Below are 26,279 nucleotides of genomic sequence, written 5' to 3'. Positions count from 1 at the left end.
GGAATGGAACAGTTTATTATTGACATCGTGCATCAGTTTAAACAATTATCTTATGCTGGTATTATTATGGCGCTAACCTTTGAATTTATCCCTGCGGAAATCGTGCTGCCTTTAGTAGGCTATTGGGTGTTTCAAGGTGATATGAACTTGTGGCTTGCCATATTAGCGGGTTCGATAGGAGGCGTTACAGGACCTCTCACCTTATATGCACTTGGCAAATATGGTGGGCGACCTTTAATTTTGAAGTATGGAAAGTATTTCTTGATTCGCGAACGGGAAATAGTAGCTTCGGAACGTTTCTTTGCTAAATATGGCGCGGGAGTTGCATTTTTTGGGCGATTTATTCCGGGCGTAAGAACTGCCATATCATTGCCATGCGGTATGGCTAACATGAGTCTTGTTAAATTTATTGCTTACACTTACGCTGCCATGCTGCCGATTACCAGCTTATATGTGTATCTGGGTTATCGTCTGGGGCCAAAATGGAAGGACGTTGCTCCACTCGCAAAAGCCTACTTGATGCCTGTAGCGATAGTAATCGCAGTACTTCTAGTTTGTTTTGTTGTTTATCATTATGTAAAACGAAAAGTAAAACTCGTCTGAATTAATACAACCGACTGCTCTCAATTAGGGCAGTCGGTTGTATTTCGTTAAGCTTATTTTTTCGTAGGAGGTCTCTTTTGAATCTCTTCTGTCACGATGTAAGCCAAATCCTCGTTTCCAAATAAGGAAAGGACAGCAAGCAGCGTGTGATCGGGTATCTCACCAGCTTCATCTGCTGGGACGGTCAATTCTATTGCTTGTTGCAGTGCGTGATTAGCAGTCTGTTGGGGATATGCACGCTGGTACAATTGTTCCGGGTCCAGCTTATGGTTAACGCACCATTGCGCAAATACAAGAATCATCATGTTTTCATCCTGCTGATAACTTTGAATCATTTGTTCTTCCATTTCTTTAGAGTTCATTGCTTAATCTCCTTAATCACGTTAATATGGGTTCATTATAGCGAAGCTAAAGGGGTTATCACAATGATAAAGAATGAAAAAATAAAAGCCGCAGAAGTTCATGTGACGGGTATCAATGGTGAAGACTTAGGTATTATGTCCACAAAAGCGGCACTGGTCTTGGCAAAGCAGCACAAAGTCGATTTAGTGTGCACCTCATTAATGAGCAGTCCACCACCATGCAGGTTAGTTCGATCAGGTGCGGTGAAAGAAGAAGCACAGCAGTCCCGCAAACGGGAACAGAATTCTAAAGTAAAAGAAATTAGACTAACGGCAAGAATTGAAGATCACGATTATGAAACCAAGCTTAATCAGGCAGAAAGATTGTTAAAGTCTGGAGATTCGGTACAATTGGTTGTCAAAATAACCGGTAAGGAAGGGGAGCAGGCCAAAGCGCTGCTGCAGCGAATGCTGGTGGACTTGGCACATGCCGGCAACAAGCAATCGGGTATTCAATTAAGCGGTAAACAAGCATGCGTTCAAGTGAATCCACTATAAACTAACGGGGTACATAAATGTGCAGGCATAAATAAGGTCATTGACGTGCAGATTATCATTTTAGGAAGCTGTTTAAGGTCCGTAAATGGGTTATTTGTGCGGAGGTGTGCCGATTTTGCAAGCTGACAAGCGATCTGATTTATTAGCGCTTTCATCTATTCCCTTAATTATGACGTTAGGCAATTCCATGTTGATTCCCGTCTTACCGGAGATAAGGAGACAGCTTAAAGTCAGTTCTTTTCAAACAAGCCTGCTCATTACCGCTTACTCCGTCATGGCCATTATTTTAATACCAATCGCAGGATATTTATCAGACCGCATTGGGCGTAAGGCGGTTATTATTCCGAGTCTTGCTATTGCGGGTATAGGTGGTGGTATATGCGGCGCTGCAGCAGTTTGGATGGATAAGTCCTATTCCATTATTTTAATCGGCAGGGTGCTGCAAGGGATTGGAGCAGCGGGGGCGATGCCGATTGTGCTTCCGTTAGTCGGGGACATGTTCAAAAATGAAAAAGATGTAAGCAGTGGTCTTGGCTTGATTGAAACCTCCAACACAATCGGGAAAGTTTTAAGCCCTATTTTGGGCTCGGCTTTGGTTGCCATTGTCTGGTATTTACCTTTTTGGGCTGTGCCAGTATTATGCTTTATTTCCATATTGTTGGTGCTGTTTCTAGTCAAAAAACCGACTGCTGCAACCGAGCATAAATCCGTCCCTGTGCGAGACTTTTTGCGTACCACAATCCAATTGATTAAAGATAATTTCAGATGGTTAATGGCACTGTTTGTTATCGGCGGCATAGGCATGTTTATGTTATTTGGCTCGCTATTTTATTTGTCTGAGACATTAGAAGAAGCCCATGGCTACAAAGGTATTGTAAAAGGCTGCATTATCGCGATTCCATTAGCCGTCTTGAGTGTGGCTTCATACATTGCAGGCAAGTCGATAGGCGAAAACAAGTATGCAATGAAATGGATCGTCTGTATCGGATTCACAGTGTCCACCATCGCAGTTATCCTTTGTCTGTTGTTTCAGTCAGTGGTTGGAATAATGACTTGCCTCAGCGCTGCAGGATTGGGGTTAGGCGCGTCTTTGCCGTGTTTAGACTCTTTTATAACAGAGGGAATTGAGAAGGAACAGCGAGGTACGATTAGTTCTTTATACAGCAGTATGCGCTTCGTAGGGGTGGCAGCAGGACCTATGGCTGCTTCACTGCTCATGAATGGTTCGAATAAGAGCTTGTTCCTGACACTTGCGATTACTGGAGCCGTAGCGGCCGTATTAGCATTAACGGCAGTAAAGGTTAGAAAAGCACCTGCTAAAATGTAGCGGTGCTTATTTTTGTGCCGCCGTAGAAATACAGAGGAAGCTCCTAAAGAGCTAGGAGCTTCAAGCTAACGCATTTTATTTATAGGATTACAAATAATTTATTCGATGCCAAAATAAATTTTTGCAGCAGCGATGTCGGCCTCATATTGTGCATTCTGTTCGTCAAGCTCCCATTGGTCATGCGCATTGCTGCCATCAGTCCAGTATTGCTTTGTTAGTGCATCCAGATAAGTGTTAAAGCTGGTATAACTGTGAAGGTTCACTAGAGGATGAGCAGAAGCAGCTGAAGTCGAACCCCACATGGAAACAACTACTGCGGCACATAAAACGGCAGACCTTAATCCTTTGTGCATTGAAGTCCCTCCACAACTAATTAGTATGATTCTTCCTGCTACTAGAGCATATAAGAACAAGTAGAGAGAAACAATGACTTTACCATAATATAACATTAGCTTACGCACTGGAATAGAATCATTAGAAAGCGTGTTGGCAGTCATTATGGACGCCGTGAACTAATAAACTAAATATAAAATGCTTTCTCAATGAAAAAGAGGTGAGCAATTAGATGATTTCCTCACGGTGGTTAAGCGATTTATCGCTGCCGGTCATTGTTGCCCCGATGTTTCTCGTTTCCAATCCCCGTATGGTTATTGAAAGCTGTCTAGCAGGCCTAGTTGGAACCTTTCCCCTCTTAAATGCTCGTACGACCGTACAACTCGATCAATGGATGACATCCATTGCACAGGAATTAACAGCGTTCCGCGACTCCCATCCAGAACAGAAGATTGGCCCGTGGGGGGTTAACTTGATTGTTCATCGCAGTAATAAACGATGGATGGAGGACACCACGCTGATTCGTAAACACCAGCCGCCAATCGTCATTACTTCACTTGGCAATCCTGCATCGGTTGTTGAATTCGTACATGATTATGGAGGAATTGTACTATCTGATGTGAGTACGATTACACATGCGAGAAAGGCAGCCGATTGCGGCGTTGATGGTCTTATCTTGGTATGCAATGGAGCTGGTGGTCATGGTGGAACCATTCATCCCTATGCTTTTGTGGCAGAGGTAAAGCGCTGGTGGAAGGGCATAACAATACTGGCAGGCTGCATCTCCAATGGTCAGCATATTCGTGCTTCCATAGCAATCGGAGCGGACGCGGTCTATATGGGGACGCGCTTTATCGCAACAGTCGAGAGCGGAGCGAATGATGCTTATCGGCAGATGCTGATCGAGTCAACTTTAGACGATATTATTTATACAGATGCTGTAAGTGGGGTAAAGGCTAATTACTTAAAGAGCAGTTTAGAGAACGCTGGAATAAGCCTAAGCCTCTCTGATCCGCATCGTCATGCTGGTATGGTGAATCTGGATACGAAGGCGAAAGCTTGGAAAGATATATGGTCGGCTGGGCAGGGAGTAGGAGACGTAGATAGGGTGCTGCCACTTAGTGAGCTTGTGAATCAACTAAAGCAAGAGTTCAGACAATCTGCTGGCTTTACGGAGAGATGGAACACCCTTGGCTGAAAGACCAAGGGTGTTCACTTTTCTCAGCATACACGATTTACAAAAATCAGCGCTTGCCAGCAATTAGCTCATCCAAGCTAACAAATTGATAGCCTTGTCTATTCGCCTCGTCTATAATGCGGCCTAAGGCGCCATCATTGTCTTTTGAGATAGCATGCAAAAGAATGACAGCCCCAGGATGCAATTGTTTAATGACATTATCATATGCGTATTGCGCCCCGCGCTGCTGATTTACATCCCAGTCTTTATAGGCGATGGACCAAAACACATTCACATACCCTAATTGTCGGCTCGCATCCAACGTTTGCTCGTTAAAGATGCCACGTGGCGGACGAAGATACCGCATCTCTTGTTGGCCGGTTACTTGGGACACTGCTGTCTGCACTTTGTCTAATTCTTCTCGCAAGCGTAGGGAGGACACTTGAGTCATATCAGGGTGACTCCAAGAGTGATTGCCGATAATGTGACCCTCAGCATACATCCGTTTCAGTAGATCGGGCTGCGTCTTAACATAATGGCCTGTTACAAAAAATGCAGCTGGCACTTTTTTAACCTTTAGTGTATCCAGGATACTACCAGTAAATCCATTTTCGTAGCCGTTGTCGAAGGTTAAATATAATACTTTGCGGTTTGTATCTCCTAGAAATACGGCTCCATATTTGTCGACGATGGGCTTGAATCCTTCCTCGTTAATTGATGGCATACTTCCGTTTTGGCTTTTTTTGAAACCAAAGTGATAGGCTGGGCCTTGATGTGCATGAACGTTAGTGCACCATGCTGCCGTTGAGGCCAACATAAGGACCACGATTACCATCGAAGCTAGATATGGTTTTAGCATGTGACTCCTCCAATTTTGTTATTTCACAACTTGCTTTGATTTGGAGCGTTGATCCGGGTGAATGACCTTCTGCTGATTGCCGCTGATACGTATTAGCTCTGAAACGGTAACAAGCTGGAACCCTTTTTTTTGTAATTCAGGCAAAATAGTTTCAAGCGCTTGCTCGGTCTGAGTTTTTCCAGGCACATAATCATGGAATAGTACAATATCTCCGTTGTGCGCGTTTTTAAGCACCTTATCACATATTTTGCCGACACCGGGATGCGTCCAATCCTTGGTGTCTTGATGCCATGACCACATCACTGATTTTAAGCCCAGCAGGTGAGCTGTGTTGATGATTCGATCGTTGTAATTACCTCCTGGTGGTCGAAACAAAGTAGGCTTTGCTCCTGTCACCTCATAAACAGCGAGTTGGGTCCGTTCAATCTCTTGACGGATAAAGGAAGCGGTCGATCTGGCGTTGAAATAGGTATGAGAGAACGTGTGATTAGCAATCTCATGCCCCTCGGCAATAATTTTTTTAACGACTTCGGGATGCTGCTTCACTCTGCGACCGAGCACAAAGAAAGTACTTTTTACACCATACTGTTTTAAAACATTTAATATGGCGGTTGTTTGAATCGGATCAGGCCCGTCATCAAAAGTTAAAGCCATAACGCGTTGATCCGTCTTTGCCTCCCATATTATGTGGCCCTGCTTCTCATAATCTTCTCTGCTCTTTTGGGTAGGCCAGGCGTTAACTTCTATTGTTAAAAAGGACAAGCAAAAGCAGAGTATTACACTCACAACTATTCGTAACATATGTATCCCCTTTTCAGGAAGCTTAAGTCTTTCCAGCAGGTATTATTTACTCTATTGTGCGAATCTTGAAGTTGAAATAAACTGAATGTTTTTGGAAATAAAAAAGCCTATGTAGAGCGATTATTTTTGTAACACTTCGTATACGAAAACATTCGAAGAGCAGATAAAGTCCTTGCCAAAAGTAAAATCTGGCAAGGACTTCCGGCCGTTTAGATCGGCATTGTTGTTCCGCTGTAATACAAAACACACTTCTACTTTGATGTGAAATCCATTCTTTGGCCAGATCGAACCCTTGATTGAGACAATGCTGGAGCAGACAAGTAAATAAGTTCACTACGGAAACCACAGGATGCAGGACAGGAATGCCATACATTGCAGTTTCTTTTATAAGATTCGCTTCTGCTGCCAGAAGTAGAGTATAGTAAGAGTTGTTGAAATATATTCCAGGAGGCGACAGCCCGTGTCACAGGAGATTTGGATTAACCTGCCGGTCAAAGATGTTGAGAGGTCAACTGCCTTTTTCAATGAGATTGGATTCCATGCGCTGAGCGTTGGTAACGAGAGAGCGAAGCTTGCTATAGGTCAAACAACAATTCTGCTGTTCCCGGATGCGGCGTTTGAGAAATTTACAGGTTCAAAAACCGCAGATACTTCCCATAGCGCAGAAGTAATATTTTCGATTGGTGCGGAAAGCAGAGAAGAAGTAGATGCCTTTATTCAAAAAGTAGAGTTTGCCGGAGGAAGCATCTTTGGCAAGCCAAGTGAAATGGACGGCTGGATGTACGGCGCAGGATTTGCCGACCTGGACGGTCACCGCTGGAACCTGCTGTACATGGATGAGAGCAAAATGCCGAAACGCTAATATGGAAACGCCGGCCACCTGCTTAAGGTCACCGGCGTTTTTTACACCCGGATAATCTCATTTCTGTCATTACTGAGGCATATTTATATTTTCGATTTTCAACGTTGGTAACCCTTTCACAAGTAAATACACTGATGCAGCGGATTACATCTCGTTATCTGCATATAAGTCCAATATTGTCAATTACATAAATCATCATTGCTCTATAGTGAAATGACGTTATAATAAATAACGGGACTAGTCATCTATCGTATTCGAGTTGACTTTGTTACTACATAAATTGAAATAGGATCTTCAGGGCAGGGTGAAATTCCTGACCGGCGGTAAGGCGTTATTTGACGCTAAGCCCGCGACTCGTAGTACAGCAAGCGTGTACAGCGACTGACTTGGTGGGAATCCAAGGCCGACGGTAAAGTCCGGATGGAAGAAGATCGCATGTTAGCAAGCATTTCCACAGGATGAACTGTAACTACAGATCGAAAGTGAAATTCGCTGATACCACAACCAGCTATAGTTCTATAGTTGGGTGGGGTATGTCTTCTTCAAGCACGTCTAGATCCTATATTCAACGACCTTGGGAGGTTATTGAATATGGAGAACCGATTGAACGTGGATCAAGGCAGAATGGGGAGTTCGCGCACTGGCGTATGGCTGGTTGCAATGGGAGCTGCTTTATGGGGCATTGGACCTCTGTTCCGTGTGCTGTTGTTGGAGTTATTAACTTCATCACAGATTGTACTGATTGAGCATTTGATCTTGTTTGTCTTTGCGGCGCCTGTCTTATGGCTGCATCGCCATGAGTTAAAGGGGTGTTCATGGCGTCACTTGTTTGCGTTGCTCTTTATTTCGTGGGGCGGTTCTGTGTTTGCCACCATTATGTTTACAGATGCATTCGCACAAGGCAATCCAAATGGTGTACTGCTGCTGCAAAAGCTGCAACCTATTTTCGCCGTATTGTTGGCGAGAATCCTGCTTAAGGAGTCACTGCCGAAAGGTTTCTCATCGTTGCTATTGCTAGCTGTCATAGGAACGTATTTATTAACATTCGGCTGGTCATCACCTGTTGGTCATATGAGCGATGTCATTGGAACAAGCAGTTTGCTGGCACTAGGGGCGGCGTTTTTATGGGGCGGCTCAACAGTCATGGGCAGATATATGCTCGGCAAGATGAAATACGAAACCGTAACTTCACTGCGCTTCTTGCTAGCGCTCCCGTTGTTGTTTGTCATCACATGGACGGAAGCTCCAAGCTGGAATGTGCCCGGCTCCGAATGGGGCACGGTGACGTTCTATATTCTGCTGCAGGCGCTGCTTCCAGGACTTGTGAGCTTGCTGCTGTACTACCGGGGCTTGTCTACAACGAAGGCTTCTTATGCAACGCTGGCAGAACTTTCATTTCCACTGGTAGGCATGTTGATGAACTGGATTGTGTTTCAAGAAATTGTGACGACAGCTCAAGTCACAGGGTTTGCACTTATATGGGTAGCCTTGTATCTTGTATCCAGGCAGCAATGATCATGGTTGAAAGTAGCCTAGCTCATATCAAAATCTAATTAGCTTGTTGGATCACCGGATCGAACTTTATATATGGTTAATAACCAGGCACTGCCGAGCGGCTTGTCTGGTTATTTTTATGAGAGGAGAAAAAATTGGAAGAAACCACGACAATCATGAATAAGTATGTATAGAGGAGCTGTACAAGGTGTGCTTCATTGTATATTTAAAAAGAACATGCTCACTATTTGTAAAATAATTGGACAGACGTTATGATAATGAAGTATTTGTTTCTTTTCATGAAGTCATACGTATAGTCAATTGTTCAGTCTACTTAAATAGAATTGAGGAATCTTATGGATTGGAAGAGGATTGTTGAGAGTAAGAGCGTTAGACGATTTGCCATACTGGCTCTTTTCTGTTTTGTGTTGTACAGCGTTAGAAGTATGATGAATGTTATATTGCTAACGTTTATCTTTACTTTTCTGATGGGCAGGCTGCATGAGATGGTGACCAAGCCGCTTAACCGGGTTATGCGAATTCACCCTAAGATTGTCCTGCCAATATTGTACGTCTTGCTTGTAGCAATTATCGTACTCGGTTCGTATAAGTTGTTCCCGATGATATGGGAGCAGGTTCTGCAGTTGTATCATTATATTGTGGCCATTTATACACATCCTAGGGCTAACGGACTTCCTGATTACGTGGTGTCATTCTTGCATTCCTTTGACATTAAAGGATACATCAAGCCGGGCATGGATTTTGTGTTTAAGATAAGCCATTTTGGTTTACAATTGTTTATTTCTTTAATTTTGAGTCTGTTCTTCTTGCTGGAGAAGACGAAGGTTACGCAATTTACAGCACAATTCAAGTCCAGTAAACTATCTTGGTTCTTTGATGAAGTAGCTTACTTTGGCGTCAAATTTGTACAGACATTCGGAAAAGTACTCGAAACTCAGTTGTTGATTGCGTTGATCAATTGTATTCTGACTACACTTGCTTTGTGGATGCTTGGCTTCCCTCAGCTTATCGGATTAGCGCTTATCATTTTTGTATTGGGTCTTATTCCAGTAGCTGGTGTGTTTATATCATTAGTGCCGCTGTGTACGATTGCGTTCAGCATTGGCGGACTGAAGTATATCATTTACGTAATCATATTAATTACGGTCATCCATGCTGTTGAGGCATACATGCTGAATCCGAAGCTGATGTCTTCCAAGACACATCTTCCTGTCTTCTATACGTTCCTAGTCCTCTTGTTCTCCGAGCATTTTATGGGAGTATGGGGCTTAATTATCGGTATTCCGATCTTTGTCTTCCTGTTGGATATATTAGATGTGAAGAAACAGGTCGATTAACGATTCATAACAGATGTCTACAGTCAACTTGTCGAAATAAGGGCAGGCTCACCCGCAATAATTGCGGAGAGCTGCCCTTTTTGTATTCCACCATTTATCAGTTAGACTTATAAGCTAAATTGGTGTGGGACGTCAACTAGAAGGGGAGACGTATCGATTTTTTGTAAAGAGGAAATAGCCACTTCACACCTCTTGGCGTGACGGTGTCTGCTGCTAGATGAGAGACGTATCCTGCGATTGCTGTCCACATGATGCCTTCAAGCTGCAAATAGCCTTCCAGTCCAGATCCGATATACCCCCAGAGGATGACTGCCCAGATCGTATGTGTCATGCCCCGGTGTTTAAGCCAAGGGGCGATTGCGATAAACAAGCCGAGCAGAAGCAGCCAATCCATCTGTTCTCGATAACCGAAGTAAACGACTACGCAGCCTGCTAGGCAGGCGAGTACATTACGGATAAATCCATCCCGTGCTACGATACCGAGCAACATGACTGCGATTGCGCATAAGGAGAGACCAGGAGGTACCTCGTAATTATTGGCATATAGATAAATGATACCCGTCACCATCAAGGCCCCTATCCACAGTCCTAACTCACGAAGCAGCTTGGATACCTTCCCAAGCTTGCTCGTTAATAGACTTGGGCCATCCAGATCAGCACTCAGCGCTGAGAAGGCCGACACTGCAATGTAGAGTGTGGCATTCTGCCAGGTAAATGGGTAGTAGGCTGCAGCTGCCACTCCAATTGCGCAGCCTATCCCAAGATGTGTCCTTCCTTTCATTGTGTCCTCCTTCGTTATGTATCTCTAGATGTTAATGCAAACATATGTTTGCTAATTGATTATACAGCAATGCGACGAAGGAGACAACAGAGGGCAACCCTTAAGTTATAACTCGCTTATTGCGGGGTTACTAGCGTAACTAAGTATATTGCCATATCTCAGGATGAGGCGACGACTGGAAACTGGAACCATGCGCAGCGTGTAGCTGACATTAGATTGAATCGGGTGAGCACTTCGTATAAGCTGATAAAGAGAATTGCGGGAGTTATATAAAGAATAAGTGTTGTGACTCTACATCTGTTCGAAGACTGTCATTCCTGTGTAGTTACCTTGGGCCAAGTTACTGCAATGACGAAACTATGTATGTAAATATGAAAGGGATGTTAATATATGCCTTTTACGTTAGCACACCCAGCTGTTGTTGTTCCCTTATATAAGCGAAAACATATGTTTTGCTTTACAGCGCTAGTGCTCGGCAGTATGGCACCAGATTTTGAGTACTTTATATATTTCGCACCGCATGGGCTTATCGGACATTCATGGTCAGGTTTTTTATACTTTAATTTGCCGCTTGTTTTCTTATGCAGTTATGTGTATCACGGTATCGTAAAACGAATGCTCATTCCACATTTGCCGGAACCGATCTCAACTTGGTATAGGACACATGCAGTTCAAACATGGGGGATACACTCACTTCATTCCTTTATTATATTTGTTTATTCTGCGCTGCTAGGAATGGCGACACATGTGGCGTGGGATGCATTTACGCATGTACAAGGTTATGCGGTCACCCGAATCCCTTTATTGGCTGCTTCGATAGAGATCGGGTACTGGCACATTCCATTCTATAAGTTGGCTCAGCATGGCAGCACGCTCATCGGCGGGATCTGTGTGATCGTGTGGGCTTATCGGATAAGAGATAAGGGGCAAAATCTTGCTCCTATTGTATCAGTATCTGTTAAATTGAAATTCTGGCTGCTAATTGCGATTGTTGCGCTAGTCATCCTCGGGCTAAGCAGTTATTTACGGGGAGGAATCTCTGTTTATGCATACGGAGTATGGATTGTAACGATGATGAGCAGTGTAACATCTGCGATCATTATCGTTTCTTGTGGATATGTCATCGCTCATTCAAGAACTGAGTCTTAAGTCATTTCCTAAACGGAATGCCGATGTCTGAAGTAATAAAGTATTGGACTCGGAATTATCATGACCTAAACTTAAGAACATCAAATCATATAAAGGGTTCTGCATATTAGTCATGACTAATATGCAGAACCCTTTATTATTACAGAAATTTATAAATTTAGGTCTTGATAAACTGGAAAAATAAAGTTGTAGACTGACGAGTTTTCATTAAGCGGGGCAGGATAGTTGAAAATGTAAAATGCGTATCAGAGCAAACGGTATTGAAAAACTAACTATTTAGTGTTACTTTATAGTGGTAGTAAGTAATACTGCATACCAGTGATACAAAATAGATAAAGGAGGGATTGTTCTGGAAAACCTGACGGAAATGCTCAAAGGCGTGCTTGAGGGCTGCGTACTTGAAATTTTAAGCCGCAAAGAAACTTACGGCTACGAAATCACGCGACAGCTGAACGCTCTCGGCTTCACCGATGTGGTAGAAGGAACGGTATACACCATACTGCTCCGGCTTGAAAAAAACAAGCTGGTACATGTCACCAAAAAGCCATCCGACAAGGGGCCAGCACGAAACTTCTTCAGTCTCAACGATGCAGGGTACGAGGAACTGCGTCGGTTCTGGAAAAAGTGGGAGTTCGTCGCGTCGAAAATTAATCAATTAAGGGAGGAATAATCAAATGTCTGAGTTTTTTAATAATTACTTGAATATCAAAAAAATCATTGAGAGCAAGCGCGAATACAAGCTACAGATGGCAAGAGTAGAGGCTCTGCCGGAAGACTATCAATATGTATTCAAGAAAATTCAGGGTCACATGTGGAAGTTCGCGGCGGGATCCGGATATGACATGATGGAGATCCATTATGGCCTGATAGATCTATTTGAGGCCGGTGCGGCGGACGGCAAACATGTTTTGGAGATTACTGGCGAGGACGTAGCCGCGTTCTGCGAGGAGCTTTTACGCAGTGTCAGCACATACACGGAAAACTGGCGCGAAGCGTTCAACCGTGACATTCTGAAAAAACTGGGAAAGTAATGGATAAAGAGATCAGGGAGCAGACTACCACGGACAGCGACAGTCCAGGACTTTATTTTTCGTCCTTGGCTATCGCTGTTTCCATTTCTAGGCTCAGTCTAATGCTTTCTTTTCTGACAGCTGAAGGCTCAGTTTGATGATCAGCGCAAGTGGGATGGTGGCATGTTGGATGTACGATTAATAATAGAACAAGGCAGTACCAGCTTGCGCGCAGGTTGTTCATTGTTCTGAATGCGCTCGATAAGCATCTGCATGCCGAGGACGCCAAATTGGTAAGCAGGTTGTGAGGCGACGGTCAGAAACGGTGACACCTCGTCGGCTTGTCCGAAGTCATCAAAGCTCACCAGCGAAATGTCGTCCGGCACACGAATGTCCATCGAACGAAGCAGCTTTAACGTTTCCAGTGCGAGTATATTATTAGCTGCGAAGATTGCCGTAGGCCGATCCTCTCGTTCCATCCAGCCTCGAATCACTTCACGGTCACCGCCAGTCTGATTATATTTCCATTCGGTAACATAGCTTGGATCTACTGGCAGATCGTTCAGTTTTAAAGCTTCCATGTATCCATTTAAACGCTCACGTGCCGTGGATACATGACTAGAACCATTCACAAGCGCAATTCGCGTATGCCCCTGCTGGATGAGCAGCTCAACCAGCTTGCGTGCACCATCTTTACTATCCCCGATGACAGCATCAGCTGTAATGCCAGGCACCTCTCTGTCGATTAAGACAAGCGGCATATTATTCTGCTGCAGCCGCTCTAGATGCGGCTTGGAATCGTCGCCGACCGGCGCAAACAAGACACCATCAACTCGCATAGAGAGAAAAGTATCTACATACTCCTGCTCTTTAAACAGACTTTCATCCGTGTTGCCGAACATCAACTTGTAGCCATTACGGTTTGCAGCATCTTCCGCGCCACGTGCGACGGTGGTATAGAACGGATTCGCGATATCTGTAATGAGCAGCGTAATGATGTGGCTTTGCTGCAGGACAAGGCTTCGTGCCATGGAATTTGGAACGTAATGCAATTCTTTCATTATCTTTTTTACTTTGGCCCGAGTCTTATCGCTCACTCTGCCATTATTGTTAATAACTCTCGACACCGTCATCGGTGAAACATTAGCAAGCTTGGCAATATCATATATCGTGGTCATTCGTTGTTATCACTCCGTGTGAAATGTGATCATCCATTAAAAAAAGTGCTATCTCTATTGTAGTCTAAATTTTGAATTGACAGCAAGGGGGTTAAATGATAGTTTTGAGATATCGGTATCATCCCAGTAAATGGAGGTGTTTATATGTCCACTCCGATTCAAACCAATGCCAAAATTATCGTCATGGATGAACGGGATCATGTTGCTACAGCTTTACAGTTCCTTCAGTCTGGCGAGCAGGTTAGTTATATCGTACAAGGGCAAGAGTATAGTGTTCGGTTGAAACAGGACATTATATTAGGTCATAAACTAGCACTCTTAGACATGGAGGCTGGTGTGCTGGTACGCAAATATGGAGAAGTGATAGGCAGAGCTGCACGTACAATTGTTGTAGGTGAGCATGTGCACGTCCACAATCTAGAAGGTATTAGAGGACGGGGAGATCAAGCCCGTCAGTAGGAGGAGATTTGATATGATATCTACGTTTCAAGGCTATCGTCGCAATAAAAATGTTATCGGTATCAGAAATCATTTGCTTCTTATTCCGACGGTCATTTGTGCAAATCAAGTTTGTAATCGTATTCAGCAGCTTGTTCCAAGCAGCATTGCAATTCCCCATCAGCATGGTTGCAGCCAGATTGGGGCAGACAAGCAGCGGACTTTTGATGTATTAGCAGGTACAGGCAAGAACCCGAACGTAGGTGGTGTTATTATCGTTAGTCTGGGATGTGAAGTAGTCGATCCGATCGCATTAGCAGACGAGATACGCAGCACAGGCAAGCTGGTAGAAGTATTTGATATCCAATCTATTGGTGGCTCCATTAAGGCGATAGAGCATGGGGTAGGCCTTGCAACTGAGATGCAAGCGAAGCTGGATATGATGCAAAAGGAAGCGATCCCATTTAGCGAGCTGAAGATCGGTGTAAAATGCGGTGGATCAGATGCAACATCAGGGATCGCTTCCAACCCTGCTTTGGGCGTGGCAGCAGACCGACTGATTGAATTTGGCGGGACGGTTGTCATTGGCGAGACAACCGAGATCATCGGAGCTGAGCATGTACTGGCGGAACGGTGCCGCAGTGAGGAGACATCTAAACGTCTTTACCACATTGTGAATCGCTTTGAGCGAGAAGTGGAGCGCATGGGAGCGGATATGCGCGGTGGCAATCCGAGTCCAGGCAATATCGCAGGCGGCCTAAGTACGATTGAAGAAAAGTCGCTCGGCTGTATCAGCAAATGTGGAACGGCGCCAATTGAAGGAATTGTCGAGTATGCGGAGCAGGTGCCGAGTGGTGGGTTGTACTTTATGGATTCGCCTGGCAACGATATCGAATGTGTGTCCGGGATGGCGGCAGGCGGAGTTCATCTTGTATGCTTCACGACGGGGCGGGGCACACCTACAGGCGCTGCCGTTATCCCAGTTATCAAGATTACTGGGAATGCGGCGATGTACAAACAAATGTCTGACAATATGGACATAGACGTAAGCGCGCTAATGGGAGGGGGAACGAGTCTCGAGGATAGCGGTCATACCATATGGTCAGAAATTCAGGCTGTAGCAGGGGGCAAGCTAACTAAAGCTGAGATTCTGGGGCATACCGAATTTAGCATCAATCGTATTGGTCCGAGTCTATAAGTTTGTCGATGACTTGTGAAGCTTACAGCATTTATCGCTAAGTTAATTAATTTGATAATGAATAGTGGAGGTACAGGACTATGCGTTTACTTCATAAAATTGCACTTGTAACTGGTGGCAGCCGCGGAATCGGAGAAGCCATCGTTATTCGATTAGCTGAGGAGGGGGCTGACATCGCCATTAATTATCATACCGATGCGTCTAAAGCGAAGGCTGAAGAAGTGAAGCTGAAGGTCGAGGAGATCGGGCGTCGAGCTATTATCGTGAAAGCGGATATCGGTAAATTTGATGATGTGCAAACCATGTTCCAAGAAGTGGAGAGTCAGCTGGGTAAAGTAGAGATCCTCGTGAACAATGCTGGCATAGCACCGTTCGAGTCCTTTTTGAAGGTCACGGAAGAAACGTGGGATCGCACTTACAATACAAATGTCAAATCGATCTTTTTATGTTCGCAGCGGGCATCTGCTTCCATGATCGAACAGGGATACGGCAAGATTGTAAACGTATTGTCCACGGCAAGTCTTGTCGTGACTAGTCCGGTGATCCCACATTATCAATCCTCCAAAGCAGCAGCGCATATGCTGACCAAAGGAATGGCAATTGAGCTTGGTCCGTACAACATTAATGTGAATGCGGTCGGGCCGAGTACAGTGGACACGGACATGTGTACGGAGTATTTAGCGGCACCTGGTATGCGCGAAAAAGAAATCCAAGCAAATCCGATGAAACGACTCGGCACAGCGCGGCAGATTGGTGATGCCGTTGTGTTCCTTGCTTCCGACGAGGCCATGCAGGTGAATGGGCATCTGTTGATGGTGGATGGCGGATTGACGGTAAAGGCGGCACAGCCAGATGACCATATGGAACGGTAGGTGAGTGTCGATTGAATAATATACCAAGCATCAAAAAGATGATTGACCTGTCGCAGGACATATATCATCTGTGCCCAGTGCTTCCCGCATTTGAGCCGCCAAAGTTGGATTATATTTGTGTAGGCCCCCGCGACGGCTGGAAGCTGGAGCAGATTACAATGAATCTTCACACTGCCACGCATATGGATGCACCTGCTCATATGGGGGAATTTGAGAAGACGCTTGATCAATTTCCCATCGATCAGTTCCAAGGAAAGATGGTTCTGGTGGATGTGTCTTCTAAAATTGCAGGTGAACAGATTGCAGTTTCAGATATCATACCCTACAGTAAACAATTAACTGCGGATACGATCGTATTATTTTATACAGGGTGGGGTGAGAAACGGGCTTGGACAAAGGAATGGATTTATGAGTCGCCTTATTTGTCGAATGAGGCTGCCCGCTATTTAATAGATAACCAGGTAAAAGCTGTTGGCATCGATCATTTCAGCATTGGGGGAACCGGACACGACAATGAAGAAACGCATCGTATTCTGCTAGGAGCGGGTATCTGGATTGCGGAAGGTTTACAGCTAAATGATACGGAGCTGCTGCAGGGGGATTGGCATGTGTTTGCGATGCCTGTCAAGATTAGGGACAGCAGTGGAGCTCCTGCCCGAATTGTAGCGTTGCAATGGACGTGTTCGAGATAGAGATGTACAAAGGAGAGTGCCAAATGTACGTACAGTGGGAGTATATGAGCACAGAATCAATAACAAAGCTGCAGGAAGTGGGGATCTTAGGATGGGAATTAGTTAGTGTTACCTGTTGCAATCAAGCTGAAAGATACCATCTTAAGCGTCCTCTGCCTACATTGCGGGAACAGATCACTTTGGAGCAGCGTGCCGATTTAAATCAGCAAAGCATGGTGGAGGCAGAACAATGAGAAAAGGCGGCATTCTTCATCCTCAGCTTAACCGCGTGTTGGCTGAGACAGGACATACAGACTATATCACAGTGGCAGACCGCGGCTTTCCGATTCCTGTTCAGGTAGAACGGGTAGATCTGGCGCTGACGGACAATCTGCCAACGGTATTGGATGTTGTGCGCAGCATTCATGCAGAGTTTAGCATTGATCGGATTATTCTTACCGAGGAGATGCAGAGCATCAGTCCCAAACATGTTGAAGCCTTGGAACTGGCGCTGCCGCACATCAAAATAGTTGCTGTTCCGCACGTTCAATTTAAAGCGTTAAGTGAACAATCTCGGGCAGTCGTTCGTACAGGGGATACAATTCCATATGCAAACGTCATATTAGTATCTGGTTAGGAGGGATGATAGATGCGTCTTCAGCAAAAAGTGTGTCTTATAACTGGTTCAGGCTCTGGCATCGGACAAAGTACTGCATTATTATTTGCTAGAGAAGGAGCGACCGTAATCATAAATGATCTTGACGAGCAAAAAGGTGAAGAGACGGTTGCACTCATTCAGCAAGCAGGTGGGCAAGCTGTTTTTATCAAGGCAGACGTGACGAGCCCGGAGCAAGTTCAGGAGATGGTGACACAAGTCATCCATCAATATGGTGTCATCGATGTATTGTTTAACAATGCAGGCGTCAGCGGCATAGGTGCTATCCATGAAATTGAACCCGATGCTTGGGATCGTGTGATCAACATTAACATCCGGGGCGTGTTTTTGCCCTGTAAGTATATAATTCCCCACATGATGAAGCAAGGTGGGGGCTCTATCATCAACATGTCTTCTTGCATTGCCGAGATAGGTCTTGCTCGGCGGGCTTCTTATTCGGCAACTAAAGGAGCTGTGCTGTCCTTAACCAAGTCGATGCAGGTCGATTATGCACCTTATCATATACGAGTAAATGCGCTGCTTCCGGGCACGATTCTAACGCCATTTGTCGAGCAATACTTGCGTCAATCCTATGACAATCCAGATGAAGCCTATGAATCGTTGAAGAAACGTCAGTTGAGCGGCGATCTCGGTACACCTGAAGATGTGGCGCAAGCTGCTTTGTTTTTAGCTTCAGATGAATCCAAGTTTATGATGGGCTCTCCTTTATATATTGATGGGGGCGTTGTATTTGGGAAAAACGCATAAAACGCATAATAAACTGATGTGAGAAGTAAAGGAAAAAGAGGAGGCATAATACGAAGATGAAGCTGCTTACTTATTACGAAAATCATTCTCTTAAAACAGGAGTCAAGACCAGTCATGGGATAGTTGATATTAGCAATGTGGGAACTATGCATGAGATTATTGCCGATAAGGTGAAGCTAGAACAAGCGCGTACAGCGGCTGAGCAATCAGATCACTATCTGGATGAAACTAAGCTGCAGCTTGGGCCTTGTGTTCCTGATCCTGGGAAAATCATCTGTGTAGGCTTAAATTATCGCAAGCATGCGGAAGAGACCAATGCCTCCATCCCGCAGTACCCGATCTTGTTTAACAAATTCAACAATACAGTTGCGGCATGCGGTGATGACATTGCTTTGCCTGTCAAAGTGACGTCTGAAGTGGATTATGAGGCAGAGCTTGTTATTGTAATAGGCAAAGCGGCAAAGTACGTGGATAAGGATCAAGCGCTTGCGCACGTATTTGGTTATTGTAATGTCAATGATTTATCTGCGCGTGATTTGCAAATGCGCACGCAGCAATGGCTGCTCGGCAAATCGTGTGACGGTTTTAGTCCGCTTGGTCCTTATCTGGTTACTGCGGATGAGGTGGGCAACCCGAATCAGTTGGCTATCTCCTGTACTGTTAATGGAGAAGTGCGGCAATCTTCCAACACATCGGACATGATCTTTTATTGTGATGAGATCGTCAGTTATATTTCGCAGCATATGAGCTTGGCGCCAGGAGATATCATATTGACGGGAACTCCCGAGGGTGTAGTCCTTGGGCTGCCACCGGAAGAACGAGTCTATTTGCAGGATGGAGACATTGTCACTATTGAAATAGAAGGTTTGGGCAAACTGACAAATCGGATGGTCAATGAAATGATCAGGGAATGAAATGCACCAAACTTAAATGAGTGCAAACCTGGTCTTGCGATAAATAAATATGAAATCGACGATAAACATTCGAACGGGACTTGACAGAATGCCATACTCATGTGATAGTGGAACAAATGGTTAAAAATACCTGAGAAAAGAGTGTGGCTCATGATTTTTATCGATCATCGAAGATGTGATAACAATTTCATAGTTCACTCTTTTAATAAGAGGCTGTGTGGAAGAGAGTACCTTCCGCACAGCCTCTTTCTTTTGCTAAAGCAAGAAAGGGGATGACAAAATTGAGCGTACAATCAACACCTAACGACTTTGTTCCAACTGCTATCGTATTGAATGGAGAAGAATTAACTTTACAGCAAGTTCGTGCAATTGCTTATGACTTTACACCTGTAGTCCTTGCAGAAGAAGCGGTGCAGCGCGTTGCGGATTGTAGAACGATGGTCGAAAAATTAGTGGCGTCAAACAAGGTTGTATATGGTGTCACAACCGGGTTCGGCAAGTTCAGTGATGTGACCATCTCCCCCGAGGACAGCGCCCAACTGCAAGCAAATTTGATTCGAAGCCATGCTTGCGCTGTTGGTCAGCCGCTGCCGGAGTCTACGGTGAGAGCATTAATGCTGTTGCGCGCAAATGCGCTCTCAAAAGGCTATTCCGGTATTCGACTTGACACATTACAATTGCTGCTTGATTGTCTGAACAGACGAGTACATCCTGTCGTGCCAGAGCAGGGTTCACTAGGAGCGAGCGGTGATCTGGCACCTTTGTCGCATCTGGCGCTTGTACTAATGGGAGAAGGAGAGGCCATTTATCTAGGTGAGCGTATGTCAGGCAAAGAAGCGCTGGCCCGCGCAGGACTTAAGCCAATTCAATTGCAGGCGAAAGAAGGACTCTCGCTTATTAATGGCACCCAGATTATGACGTCAATAGGTGCATTGGCATATATTCAATCACAAAATCTGGCGAAGATGGCCGACGTGATCGCGGCGCTGACTACCGAATGCCTGCAAGGCATTACAGATGCGTTTGCAGAGGAGATCCAGCGGGTTCGTCCTTATCCAGAGCAGATCGGAGTGGCCAAGAACTTGCGGGTCTTGTTGACTGACAGCAAGCTTGCAACGCGACAAGGTGAATTGCGTGTGCAGGATGCTTACTCTCTGCGCTGTTTGCCGCAAGTGCACGGTGCAACTCGTCAAGTGTTAGCTTATGTTGAAGATAAACTCATGATCGAAATGAACGCGGCTACCGACAATCCGTTACTGTTCATGGAGGAGGGGGTTGTCATATCGGGTGGCAATTTTCACGGCCAGCCGATTGCCTTTGCAATGGATTTCCTCAAGATTGGCATGAGCGAGCTTGCTAACATTTCAGAGCGCCGAACTGAACGGTTGGTGAATCCAGCACTGTCAGGTGGTTTGCCAGCCTTTTTAAGCCATACTCCTGGCATCGCGTCGGGGATGATGATTCCACAATATGTAAGCGCATCCTTAGTGTCGGAAAATAAAGTGCTTGCTCATCCGGCAAGCGTTGATTCTATTCCATCATCCGCGAACCAGGAAGATCATGTCTCCATGGGGACAACTGCGGCGCGGCATGCCGCACAAGTGATCGCCAATTCAGCCAAGGTGCTTGCTATTGAGCTGATCTGCGCGGCAGAAGCGATTCAGTTTCGCGGGGAAGAACTGTTGGCCCCGGCTACACGTGTATTATTTGACAAGGTGCGAGAGCTGGTGCCTCCCGTATTAACGGATCGTTCGACGAGCGCTGATATTGAGCGGATCGCTGCCGCTTTGCTTCAGGGGGAATTTTTGCCTTTTATTGAGGATGTTAGTGGGCCACTTTACTAGGTAGAGCTAAAATTTCGCAGCTCATGTTCAGTCATTAAGGCAGCTGCGTGATTGCTGTAAGGTCGTTCGTAGAAGTGTTTGTTTGCGATTCAACAATATAGTTTCTCTTGAGGAGGAGTATGTCCATGAATACAACAACAAGAACGATTCGCGCACCGAGAGGAACCGAACTGTCCTGTAAAGGCTGGGTTCAAGAGGCGGCAATGCGTATGCTGATGAACAATTTAGACCCAGATGTGGCTGAGCGGCCAGAAGATTTGGTCGTATATGGAGGTATTGGCAAAGCTGCTCGCAACTGGCCTTCCTATGAGGCTATCGTGCGTGAGCTTCAACGACTGGAAAGTGATGAGACACTGCTTATTCAATCCGGCAAGCCTGTAGGTGTATTTCGTACGCATGAGCGTGCGCCACGCGTATTGCTGTCGAATTCCGTGCTTGTACCCAATTGGGCGAATTGGGAGCATTTCCGCGAGCTTGAGCAAAAAGGCTTGATGATGTATGGACAGATGACGGCTGGCAGTTGGATTTATATTGGCACACAAGGTATTTTACAGGGGACTTATGAAACATTCGCAGAAGCGGCACGGCAGCATACAGGTGGTACTCTTTCAGGTACGTTAACGCTGACGGCGGGATTAGGTGGTATGGGGGGAGCACAGCCTTTAGCTGTTACGATGAACGGCGGGGTCGTCATTGCGGTTGAAGTGGACCGAACGCGAATTGTACGCCGCATTGAAACACGTTATTGCGATGTCATTGCGGAGACGCTGGATGAAGCACTTGCATTAGCTATGACCGCAAAAAACGAAAAAAAATCGTTGTCGATCGGTTTGCTAGGCAACGCCGCCGAAATATATCCAGAAATCGTTCGTCGCGGTATTAAGCCCGATTTTGTGACGGACCAGACTTCCGCACATGATCCGTTGATTGGATACATTCCAGCAGGTATGGGCTTATCAGAAGCTGCGGAGCTCCGTGCACAAGATCCAGATCGTTATATTGCGCTGTCAAAGGCCAGTATGGCCTTGCATGTGCAAGCTATGCTGGATCTGCAGCAGGCAGGGTCGATCGTATTTGATTATGGCAACAATATCCGCCAAGTTGCTTATGACGAAGGTGTGAAAGAGGCGTTTCAATTTCCTGGGTTTGTGCCGGCTTATATCCGGCCGCTGTTCTGTGAAGGAAAGGGACCTTTCCGCTGGGCAGCTTTGTCGGGGGATCCAGAAGACATTCGAAAGACAGATGAGCTTGTTCTGAAGTTATTTCCGGAAAATGAGCATCTGCGCCGCTGGATCACGATGGCACGCGAACGGGTCGCGTTTCAAGGTCTTCCAGCCAGAATCTGTTGGCTAGGATACGGAGAGCGTGCCAAGTTTGGCCTTGCTATTAACGAGATGGTCAAGAGCGGCGAATTAAGCGCACCGATTGTCATTGGCCGCGATCATCTGGATTGTGGTTCAGTCGCATCACCTAACCGTGAGACGGAAAGTATGAAGGACGGGTCTGACGCAGTAGGCGACTGGGCGATATTAAATGCGCTTATTAATACATCAGCAGGTGCATCATGGGTGTCTGTTCATCATGGGGGAGGCGTAGGCATGGGATACTCTCTACATGCCGGCATGGTAGTAGTTGCAGATGGTACAGATGAGGCTGCTGAACGATTGCGCAGCGTGCTGACATCTGATCCTGGCATGGGTGTGATTCGACACGTGGACGCGGGTTATGAGGAAGCTATTCAGACGGCCGAGCAGCATCAGATTCGAATTCCGATGCGAATCCAGTCATAGAACAGGAGGATCTTCATATGTCACAGCTTGATCTGCTAGTAAAGGGAATCGGAAGGCTTGTTACCCCGATTGGGCAGCAGGCACGCCGAGGTCGCGACATGAGCGAGGTCTGCGAAATTACAAACGCGGCCATTGCCGTACATGAAGGCTATATCGTAGCTATAGGCAAGGAAGCGGAGTTACAGCAAGAGCTGGAGGGACGTTCTATTCACAGAACGCTTGATGCAGCGGGCAACATGGTAACACCAGGCTTGATTGATCCGCATACACATCTCGTTCACGGTGGTTCGCGCGAGCATGAACTGGCTTTAAAACGATCAGGGGTACCGTACTTGGACATTCTGGCTCAAGGTGGAGGCATCTTAAGTACGGTACGTTCGACACGTGAAGCAAGTGAAGAGCAGTTGTATCATCAAGCCAAGCGAAGTCTTGACGAGATGCTATTACAAGGCGTGACTACGATTGAAGCGAAGAGTGGCTACGGTCTAGAACTCGAAGCTGAGTTAAAACAGCTTCGAGTGGTGCAGCGCTTGCAGGAGTCACACCCCATTGACTTGGTCTCGACCTTTATGGGAGCGCATGCTGTTCCGATTGAATATGCGGGCAGAACCGATGAATTTGTAAATGATATTATTGAAAAAATGCTGCCTGTAATTGCTGCAGAGAGGTTGGCTGAATTTTGTGACGTGTTCTGTGAACATGGCGTCTTTTCAGTGGAGCAATCTAGACGTATTTTGGAGGCAGGGAAGCGTTATGGACTTAAGCCCAAAATCCATGCTGATGAAATCGTCGCTCTAGGTGGAGCTGAGTTGGCTGGTGAAATTCATGCTATTTCCGCGGAGCATCTATTGGCAGCAACTGACCAAGGGCTCTCTGCAATGTCGGCATCAGGTGTCGTTCCTGTGGTACTGCCTGGTACATCGTTTAATTTAGGGCTGACGAAGCATGCGCGTGCCCGCGACATGATCGATAAATTCGCATTGCCAGTTGCGCTGTCAACAGACTATAATCCAGGATCATGCCCAACAGAATCGATTCAGCTTATCATGATGCTTGCTTCATTAAATCTTAAGATGTCGCCAGAGGAAATCTTAACGGCCTGTACGCTGAATGCGGCTGCTGCCATTGGGCGTGAGTCCTCAATAGGCTCTATCGAGATTGGGAAGCAAGCGGACTTAACCGTGTGGAATGCGACTAATCTTTCCTACTTGCCTTACCATTTTGGCATCAATCATACATTTGGCGTAGTGAAGCGTGGTCAGACAGTCGTGTGGAATCGTCAGCGCGTCAGCAGAGAGGGCGATGTTGAATGAGCAGCCATTTTCCCTATTTGACGGCTCCAGAGGCGGCCGTATTCCGAGATCAGATGGAGACTAAAGTAGCTCATTGGCTGAGACAGTGGGATGGCGAGGAACGACTGCTAGCAGGGATTGTTGGGATTCCGCTCTCGAAGTCCTCTATCTCCCATTCCGGTGCGTTCAGCACGCCTGCAGCGGTTCGCGCCGCGTTTAAATCCTTTACGACATATAGCATGGAGTATGACGTAGACTTGCAGCATCTTCCGGTACGTGACCTCGGGGATATTCGAATGCACGCAACTGATATTGGCGAATGTCATCGACGCATTGAAGAGAGCATGCAAAGTCTGTACACCGTCCAACCCCATATTGTACCTATTATTGTTGGTGGGGATCATTCCATTACGTGTCCTTCTGTGAAAGCATTCGTCGAACGATACAGCTCAAAAAAGGTGGGCATTATCCATTTTGATGCCCATCATGACGTACGGAACTTTGAAGATGGGGGCGTCACGAATGGGACCCCATTCCGTGGAATATTGGAGTCGGGCTCCGTCGAAGGGAAACACATTGTCCAGATTGGCATTCGAGGGTTTATGAATTCTAAGCCTTATCATGATTACGTGAAGAGCCATGGTGTGCATATCTATACATCGCGAGATATACGTAGACTCGGAATTGATGCTGTGCTGGATCAGGCAGTAGCGTTAGCTGGGGATGGAACAGAAGCCATTTACGTCAGCTTTGATGTGGATGTCATTGACCAAGCATATGCCCCTGGCTGTCCTGCCGTAGGGACAGGGGGAATGAATCCATGGGACGCACTGGATGCGCTTTATCGGCTGGGCGCAATGCCGCAGGTGCAGGGACTCGACTTTGTGTGTATTGATCCCACGGTTGATGTACGGAACGTGACTTCACGGATGGCTGTCCAATTTATGTTAAGTTTTCTCAGCGGCATGGCACGTCGGTGTTAAACGAAACAGTATATGAACCTTAGACGCCTGCTTTTCATCTGGCAGCAAGAGGGTTGTGAAGCACAATGTCTGTACGGATAAGGATAAGTCCGTCAAATGGATACTAAAAAGTAGAAACCTAAAGAGCTGCCGATTTAGAATCCGGCAGCTCTTCATGTATATTAAAAGGTTCGTTCAATTACATAATAGGATACATCCCCGCGGAAAATGCCATACGTATACTCAAGCGGTACTTCATCGTCAAGATAAGATAACGTAACGACTTGCAGGCACGGAGTGCCCTCTTCAATGCCCAGCAGCCTGCTGGCTGTGTTATCGGCGAGTACAGGTTTCAGCTTTTCAGTGGAGGTTCGCACATGCAGATTGTATTTGCACTGCAATAGTTCATATAATGACCCATCCGTTAATTCACTGGCAAGTCCGGGTGCGTGATTCCACGGAATATGACATTGTTCGTACAGGACAGGCTCATCATCGGCGTAACGGACACGCAGTACTTGGTGCACCGCCGAGTTCAACGGGATGCCTAGCAGTTCGTCCAGTGGTGCGGTGGCAGGCACAACTGCTGTCTTCACAACTTTACTGCTGGGCCGTTTGCCGTAAGCAAGCACATCATCAGCAAAGCTGCGGGTTGGCTTCATCTGAAGCTCGTGTTTCTTCACAAACGTACCTCGGCCTTGTGTACGTTCTAGTAAACGGTCACGTTCTAAATCTTGCAGGGCCGTACGGATTGTCGTGCGGCTTACTTTGTACATCCTGCACATTTCCACTTCTGTGGGTATTTTGGAGCCGACCGGATAAACGCCTGAGTGGATATGCTTTAGGATTTGTTCCTTAACTTTTACATACAATGAATCCGTGTGTCTCTTTGTCATAACCAATTTCCCCCGATACGAAGTCTATAAAGTTATTATATAGAAGTTTGGAGTGTATTCCCAGATATTTGCATGAGATACAGTGATAGCGTAATAAAGTTAGTTAAGAATGAAATTGACATATGTCATTACAAAAGCTATGATTTAG

Annotated in this window: 29 protein-coding genes and 1 riboswitch; of the genes, 22 read left to right on the top strand and 7 right to left on the bottom strand. The window is 45.9% G+C overall.

Annotated features, from left to right (window positions below; all coding sequences use genetic code 11):
* Window positions 1-3: 3 nt before the first annotated feature.
* Entirely contained in the window at window positions 4-603 is a 600-nt protein-coding gene (locus tag QP775_RS06420; RefSeq protein ID WP_239328054.1) for a DedA family protein, read from the top strand.
* A 53-nt stretch (window positions 604-656) separates the two neighbouring features.
* Here the strand turns inward: QP775_RS06420 and QP775_RS06415 are convergent, their stop codons facing one another.
* The gene (locus tag QP775_RS06415; RefSeq protein ID WP_239328053.1) at window positions 657-965 is read right to left on the bottom strand and encodes a hypothetical protein; all 309 of its coding nucleotides are present in this window, start codon (window positions 963-965) and stop codon (window positions 657-659) included.
* A 63-nt stretch (window positions 966-1,028) separates the two neighbouring features.
* Here QP775_RS06415 and infC point away from each other — a divergent pair, with 63 nt between their 5' ends.
* Together infC and QP775_RS06405 are read left to right on the top strand one after the other, a co-directional pair.
* Entirely contained in the window at window positions 1,029-1,502 is a 474-nt protein-coding gene (gene infC, locus QP775_RS06410; protein ID WP_285104540.1) for a translation initiation factor IF-3, read from the top strand.
* A 169-nt stretch (window positions 1,503-1,671) separates the two neighbouring features.
* Window positions 1,672-2,829 (top strand): MFS transporter, encoded by a 1,158-nt coding sequence (locus tag QP775_RS06405; RefSeq protein ID WP_275444585.1) that lies wholly within the window; start codon window positions 1,672-1,674, stop codon window positions 2,827-2,829.
* A gap of 98 nt (window positions 2,830-2,927) precedes the next feature.
* Here QP775_RS06405 and QP775_RS06400 read toward each other — a convergent pair whose 3' ends face one another.
* Window positions 2,928-3,182: a hypothetical protein gene (locus tag QP775_RS06400; protein WP_239328050.1), complete on the bottom strand. Its 255-nt coding sequence runs from the start codon at window positions 3,180-3,182 to the stop codon at window positions 2,928-2,930.
* Window positions 3,183-3,394: 212 nt separating this feature from the next.
* On the opposite strand from QP775_RS06400, the gene QP775_RS06395 reads away from it, so the two are divergent.
* On the top strand, window positions 3,395-4,360 hold the full coding sequence (locus QP775_RS06395; RefSeq protein WP_239328049.1) for an NAD(P)H-dependent flavin oxidoreductase: 966 nt from the start codon (window positions 3,395-3,397) through the stop codon (window positions 4,358-4,360).
* 46 nt (window positions 4,361-4,406) lie between these two features.
* On the opposite strand, the gene pdaA is transcribed toward QP775_RS06395, so the two are convergent.
* Complete coding sequence (pdaA, locus tag QP775_RS06390; RefSeq protein ID WP_483312005.1) at window positions 4,407-5,156, bottom strand: delta-lactam-biosynthetic de-N-acetylase; 750 nt, start codon at window positions 5,154-5,156, stop codon at window positions 4,407-4,409.
* A 60-nt stretch (window positions 5,157-5,216) separates the two neighbouring features.
* Window positions 5,217-5,999, bottom strand: coding sequence for a polysaccharide deacetylase family protein (locus tag QP775_RS06385; protein ID WP_285104533.1), 783 nt, complete (start codon window positions 5,997-5,999; stop codon window positions 5,217-5,219).
* A 460-nt stretch (window positions 6,000-6,459) separates the two neighbouring features.
* Between QP775_RS06385 and QP775_RS06380 the strand changes: the two genes are divergently transcribed.
* The 3 genes from QP775_RS06380 (at window position 6,460) to QP775_RS06370 (ending at window position 9,713) form a co-directional block, all read left to right on the top strand.
* On the top strand, window positions 6,460-6,861 hold the full coding sequence (locus tag QP775_RS06380; RefSeq protein ID WP_285104531.1) for a VOC family protein: 402 nt from the start codon (window positions 6,460-6,462) through the stop codon (window positions 6,859-6,861).
* A gap of 286 nt (window positions 6,862-7,147) precedes the next feature.
* Window positions 7,148-7,297: riboswitch (FMN riboswitch) on the top strand.
* A gap of 155 nt (window positions 7,298-7,452) precedes the next feature.
* Window positions 7,453-8,376 (top strand): DMT family transporter, encoded by a 924-nt coding sequence (locus tag QP775_RS06375; RefSeq protein ID WP_239328045.1) that lies wholly within the window; start codon window positions 7,453-7,455, stop codon window positions 8,374-8,376.
* 335 nt (window positions 8,377-8,711) lie between these two features.
* On the top strand, window positions 8,712-9,713 hold the full coding sequence (locus tag QP775_RS06370) for an AI-2E family transporter (RefSeq protein ID WP_239328044.1): 1,002 nt from the start codon (window positions 8,712-8,714) through the stop codon (window positions 9,711-9,713).
* A 136-nt stretch (window positions 9,714-9,849) separates the two neighbouring features.
* Here QP775_RS06370 and QP775_RS06365 read toward each other — a convergent pair whose 3' ends face one another.
* Window positions 9,850-10,494 (bottom strand): metal-dependent hydrolase, encoded by a 645-nt coding sequence (locus tag QP775_RS06365; RefSeq protein ID WP_239328043.1) that lies wholly within the window; start codon window positions 10,492-10,494, stop codon window positions 9,850-9,852.
* A gap of 390 nt (window positions 10,495-10,884) precedes the next feature.
* Here QP775_RS06365 and QP775_RS06360 point away from each other — a divergent pair, with 390 nt between their 5' ends.
* The 3 genes from QP775_RS06360 to QP775_RS06350 all read left to right on the top strand — a co-directional run bounded on the left by QP775_RS06360 (window position 10,885) and on the right by QP775_RS06350 (window position 12,674).
* Entirely contained in the window at window positions 10,885-11,643 is a 759-nt protein-coding gene (locus QP775_RS06360; protein WP_285104527.1) for a DUF4184 family protein, read from the top strand.
* A gap of 367 nt (window positions 11,644-12,010) precedes the next feature.
* The gene (locus QP775_RS06355) at window positions 12,011-12,313 is read left to right on the top strand and encodes a PadR family transcriptional regulator (RefSeq protein ID WP_275444559.1); all 303 of its coding nucleotides are present in this window, start codon (window positions 12,011-12,013) and stop codon (window positions 12,311-12,313) included.
* Between the two features lie 4 nt (window positions 12,314-12,317).
* Window positions 12,318-12,674, top strand: a complete 357-nt coding sequence (locus QP775_RS06350; protein ID WP_239328041.1) for a DUF1048 domain-containing protein — start codon at window positions 12,318-12,320, stop codon at window positions 12,672-12,674.
* Between the two features lie 140 nt (window positions 12,675-12,814).
* Here QP775_RS06350 and QP775_RS06345 read toward each other — a convergent pair whose 3' ends face one another.
* A complete protein-coding gene (locus tag QP775_RS06345) occupies window positions 12,815-13,831 on the bottom strand; it encodes a LacI family DNA-binding transcriptional regulator (RefSeq protein WP_239328040.1) in 1,017 nt (338 codons plus the stop codon).
* A gap of 144 nt (window positions 13,832-13,975) precedes the next feature.
* On the opposite strand from QP775_RS06345, the gene QP775_RS06340 reads away from it, so the two are divergent.
* The 12 genes from QP775_RS06340 (at window position 13,976) to hutG (ending at window position 25,256) form a co-directional block, all read left to right on the top strand.
* Complete coding sequence (locus tag QP775_RS06340; RefSeq protein ID WP_239328039.1) at window positions 13,976-14,290, top strand: UxaA family hydrolase; 315 nt, start codon at window positions 13,976-13,978, stop codon at window positions 14,288-14,290.
* Window positions 14,291-14,306: 16 nt separating this feature from the next.
* Window positions 14,307-15,467 carry a UxaA family hydrolase gene (locus tag QP775_RS06335; RefSeq protein ID WP_481857258.1) on the top strand — a complete coding sequence of 387 codons (1,161 nt, stop codon included), beginning with the start codon at window positions 14,307-14,309 and terminating at the stop codon, window positions 15,465-15,467.
* An 80-nt stretch (window positions 15,468-15,547) separates the two neighbouring features.
* Complete coding sequence (locus QP775_RS06330) at window positions 15,548-16,339, top strand: SDR family NAD(P)-dependent oxidoreductase (protein WP_285104523.1); 792 nt, start codon at window positions 15,548-15,550, stop codon at window positions 16,337-16,339.
* Between the two features lie 11 nt (window positions 16,340-16,350).
* Window positions 16,351-17,031 carry a cyclase family protein gene (locus tag QP775_RS06325; RefSeq protein ID WP_285104520.1) on the top strand — a complete coding sequence of 227 codons (681 nt, stop codon included), beginning with the start codon at window positions 16,351-16,353 and terminating at the stop codon, window positions 17,029-17,031.
* A 23-nt stretch (window positions 17,032-17,054) separates the two neighbouring features.
* Window positions 17,055-17,264, top strand: a complete 210-nt coding sequence (locus QP775_RS06320; protein ID WP_239328035.1) for a hypothetical protein — start codon at window positions 17,055-17,057, stop codon at window positions 17,262-17,264.
* On the top strand, window positions 17,261-17,647 hold the full coding sequence (gene rbsD, locus QP775_RS06315) for a D-ribose pyranase (RefSeq protein WP_239328034.1): 387 nt from the start codon (window positions 17,261-17,263) through the stop codon (window positions 17,645-17,647). The genes QP775_RS06320 and rbsD overlap by 4 nt, the downstream gene beginning before the upstream one ends.
* A 12-nt stretch (window positions 17,648-17,659) precedes the next feature.
* Window positions 17,660-18,433: an SDR family NAD(P)-dependent oxidoreductase gene (locus QP775_RS06310; RefSeq protein ID WP_285104516.1), complete on the top strand. Its 774-nt coding sequence runs from the start codon at window positions 17,660-17,662 to the stop codon at window positions 18,431-18,433.
* A 56-nt stretch (window positions 18,434-18,489) separates the two neighbouring features.
* Entirely contained in the window at window positions 18,490-19,347 is an 858-nt protein-coding gene (locus tag QP775_RS06305) for a fumarylacetoacetate hydrolase family protein (protein WP_285104514.1), read from the top strand.
* Between the two features lie 281 nt (window positions 19,348-19,628).
* Window positions 19,629-21,191, top strand: a complete 1,563-nt coding sequence (hutH, locus tag QP775_RS06300; protein ID WP_483311992.1) for a histidine ammonia-lyase — start codon at window positions 19,629-19,631, stop codon at window positions 21,189-21,191.
* Window positions 21,192-21,316: 125 nt separating this feature from the next.
* Complete coding sequence (hutU, locus tag QP775_RS06295) at window positions 21,317-22,981, top strand: urocanate hydratase (RefSeq protein WP_285104512.1); 1,665 nt, start codon at window positions 21,317-21,319, stop codon at window positions 22,979-22,981.
* 17 nt (window positions 22,982-22,998) lie between these two features.
* A complete protein-coding gene (gene hutI, locus QP775_RS06290; protein ID WP_285104510.1) occupies window positions 22,999-24,294 on the top strand; it encodes an imidazolonepropionase in 1,296 nt (431 codons plus the stop codon).
* The gene (gene hutG, locus QP775_RS06285) at window positions 24,291-25,256 is read left to right on the top strand and encodes a formimidoylglutamase (protein ID WP_285104508.1); all 966 of its coding nucleotides are present in this window, start codon (window positions 24,291-24,293) and stop codon (window positions 25,254-25,256) included. The genes hutI and hutG overlap by 4 nt, the downstream gene beginning before the upstream one ends.
* A 161-nt stretch (window positions 25,257-25,417) precedes the next feature.
* On the opposite strand, the gene QP775_RS06280 is transcribed toward hutG, so the two are convergent.
* The gene (locus QP775_RS06280; protein WP_239328028.1) at window positions 25,418-26,131 is read right to left on the bottom strand and encodes a GntR family transcriptional regulator; all 714 of its coding nucleotides are present in this window, start codon (window positions 26,129-26,131) and stop codon (window positions 25,418-25,420) included.
* Window positions 26,132-26,279 lie beyond the last annotated feature (148 nt).

It is taken from the genome of Paenibacillus sp. UMB4589-SE434, from assembly GCF_030226685.1.
Lineage (GTDB): Bacteria > Bacillota > Bacilli > Paenibacillales > Paenibacillaceae > Paenibacillus_B.
The sequence above is the reverse complement of the archived record's forward strand: the minus strand, read 5'-3'. Positions and strand labels throughout refer to the sequence as shown.

Coding starts and splice junctions, on each gene's coding strand:
- QP775_RS06420 (WP_239328054.1), top strand. CDS start 4: ATGGAACAGTTTATTATTGACATCGTGCATCAGTTTAAACAATTATCT.
- QP775_RS06415 (WP_239328053.1), bottom strand. CDS start 965: ATGAACTCTAAAGAAATGGAAGAACAAATGATTCAAAGTTATCAGCAG.
- infC (WP_285104540.1), top strand. CDS start 1,029: ATGATAAAGAATGAAAAAATAAAAGCCGCAGAAGTTCATGTGACGGGT.
- QP775_RS06405 (WP_275444585.1), top strand. CDS start 1,672: ATGACGTTAGGCAATTCCATGTTGATTCCCGTCTTACCGGAGATAAGG.
- QP775_RS06400 (WP_239328050.1), bottom strand. CDS start 3,182: ATGCACAAAGGATTAAGGTCTGCCGTTTTATGTGCCGCAGTAGTTGTT.
- QP775_RS06395 (WP_239328049.1), top strand. CDS start 3,395: ATGATTTCCTCACGGTGGTTAAGCGATTTATCGCTGCCGGTCATTGTT.
- pdaA (WP_483312005.1), bottom strand. CDS start 5,156: ATGTTGGCCTCAACGGCAGCATGGTGCACTAACGTTCATGCACATCAA.
- QP775_RS06385 (WP_285104533.1), bottom strand. CDS start 5,999: ATGTTACGAATAGTTGTGAGTGTAATACTCTGCTTTTGCTTGTCCTTT.
- QP775_RS06375 (WP_239328045.1), top strand. CDS start 7,453: ATGGAGAACCGATTGAACGTGGATCAAGGCAGAATGGGGAGTTCGCGC.
- QP775_RS06370 (WP_239328044.1), top strand. CDS start 8,712: ATGGATTGGAAGAGGATTGTTGAGAGTAAGAGCGTTAGACGATTTGCC.
- QP775_RS06365 (WP_239328043.1), bottom strand. CDS start 10,494: ATGAAAGGAAGGACACATCTTGGGATAGGCTGCGCAATTGGAGTGGCA.
- QP775_RS06360 (WP_285104527.1), top strand. CDS start 10,885: ATGCCTTTTACGTTAGCACACCCAGCTGTTGTTGTTCCCTTATATAAG.
- QP775_RS06355 (WP_275444559.1), top strand. CDS start 12,011: ATGCTCAAAGGCGTGCTTGAGGGCTGCGTACTTGAAATTTTAAGCCGC.
- QP775_RS06350 (WP_239328041.1), top strand. CDS start 12,318: ATGTCTGAGTTTTTTAATAATTACTTGAATATCAAAAAAATCATTGAG.
- QP775_RS06345 (WP_239328040.1), bottom strand. CDS start 13,831: ATGACCACGATATATGATATTGCCAAGCTTGCTAATGTTTCACCGATG.
- QP775_RS06340 (WP_239328039.1), top strand. CDS start 13,976: ATGTCCACTCCGATTCAAACCAATGCCAAAATTATCGTCATGGATGAA.
- QP775_RS06330 (WP_285104523.1), top strand. CDS start 15,548: ATGCGTTTACTTCATAAAATTGCACTTGTAACTGGTGGCAGCCGCGGA.
- QP775_RS06320 (WP_239328035.1), top strand. CDS start 17,055: ATGTACGTACAGTGGGAGTATATGAGCACAGAATCAATAACAAAGCTG.
- rbsD (WP_239328034.1), top strand. CDS start 17,261: ATGAGAAAAGGCGGCATTCTTCATCCTCAGCTTAACCGCGTGTTGGCT.
- QP775_RS06310 (WP_285104516.1), top strand. CDS start 17,660: ATGCGTCTTCAGCAAAAAGTGTGTCTTATAACTGGTTCAGGCTCTGGC.
- QP775_RS06305 (WP_285104514.1), top strand. CDS start 18,490: ATGAAGCTGCTTACTTATTACGAAAATCATTCTCTTAAAACAGGAGTC.
- hutU (WP_285104512.1), top strand. CDS start 21,317: ATGAATACAACAACAAGAACGATTCGCGCACCGAGAGGAACCGAACTG.
- hutI (WP_285104510.1), top strand. CDS start 22,999: ATGTCACAGCTTGATCTGCTAGTAAAGGGAATCGGAAGGCTTGTTACC.
- hutG (WP_285104508.1), top strand. CDS start 24,291: ATGAGCAGCCATTTTCCCTATTTGACGGCTCCAGAGGCGGCCGTATTC.
- QP775_RS06280 (WP_239328028.1), bottom strand. CDS start 26,131: ATGACAAAGAGACACACGGATTCATTGTATGTAAAAGTTAAGGAACAA.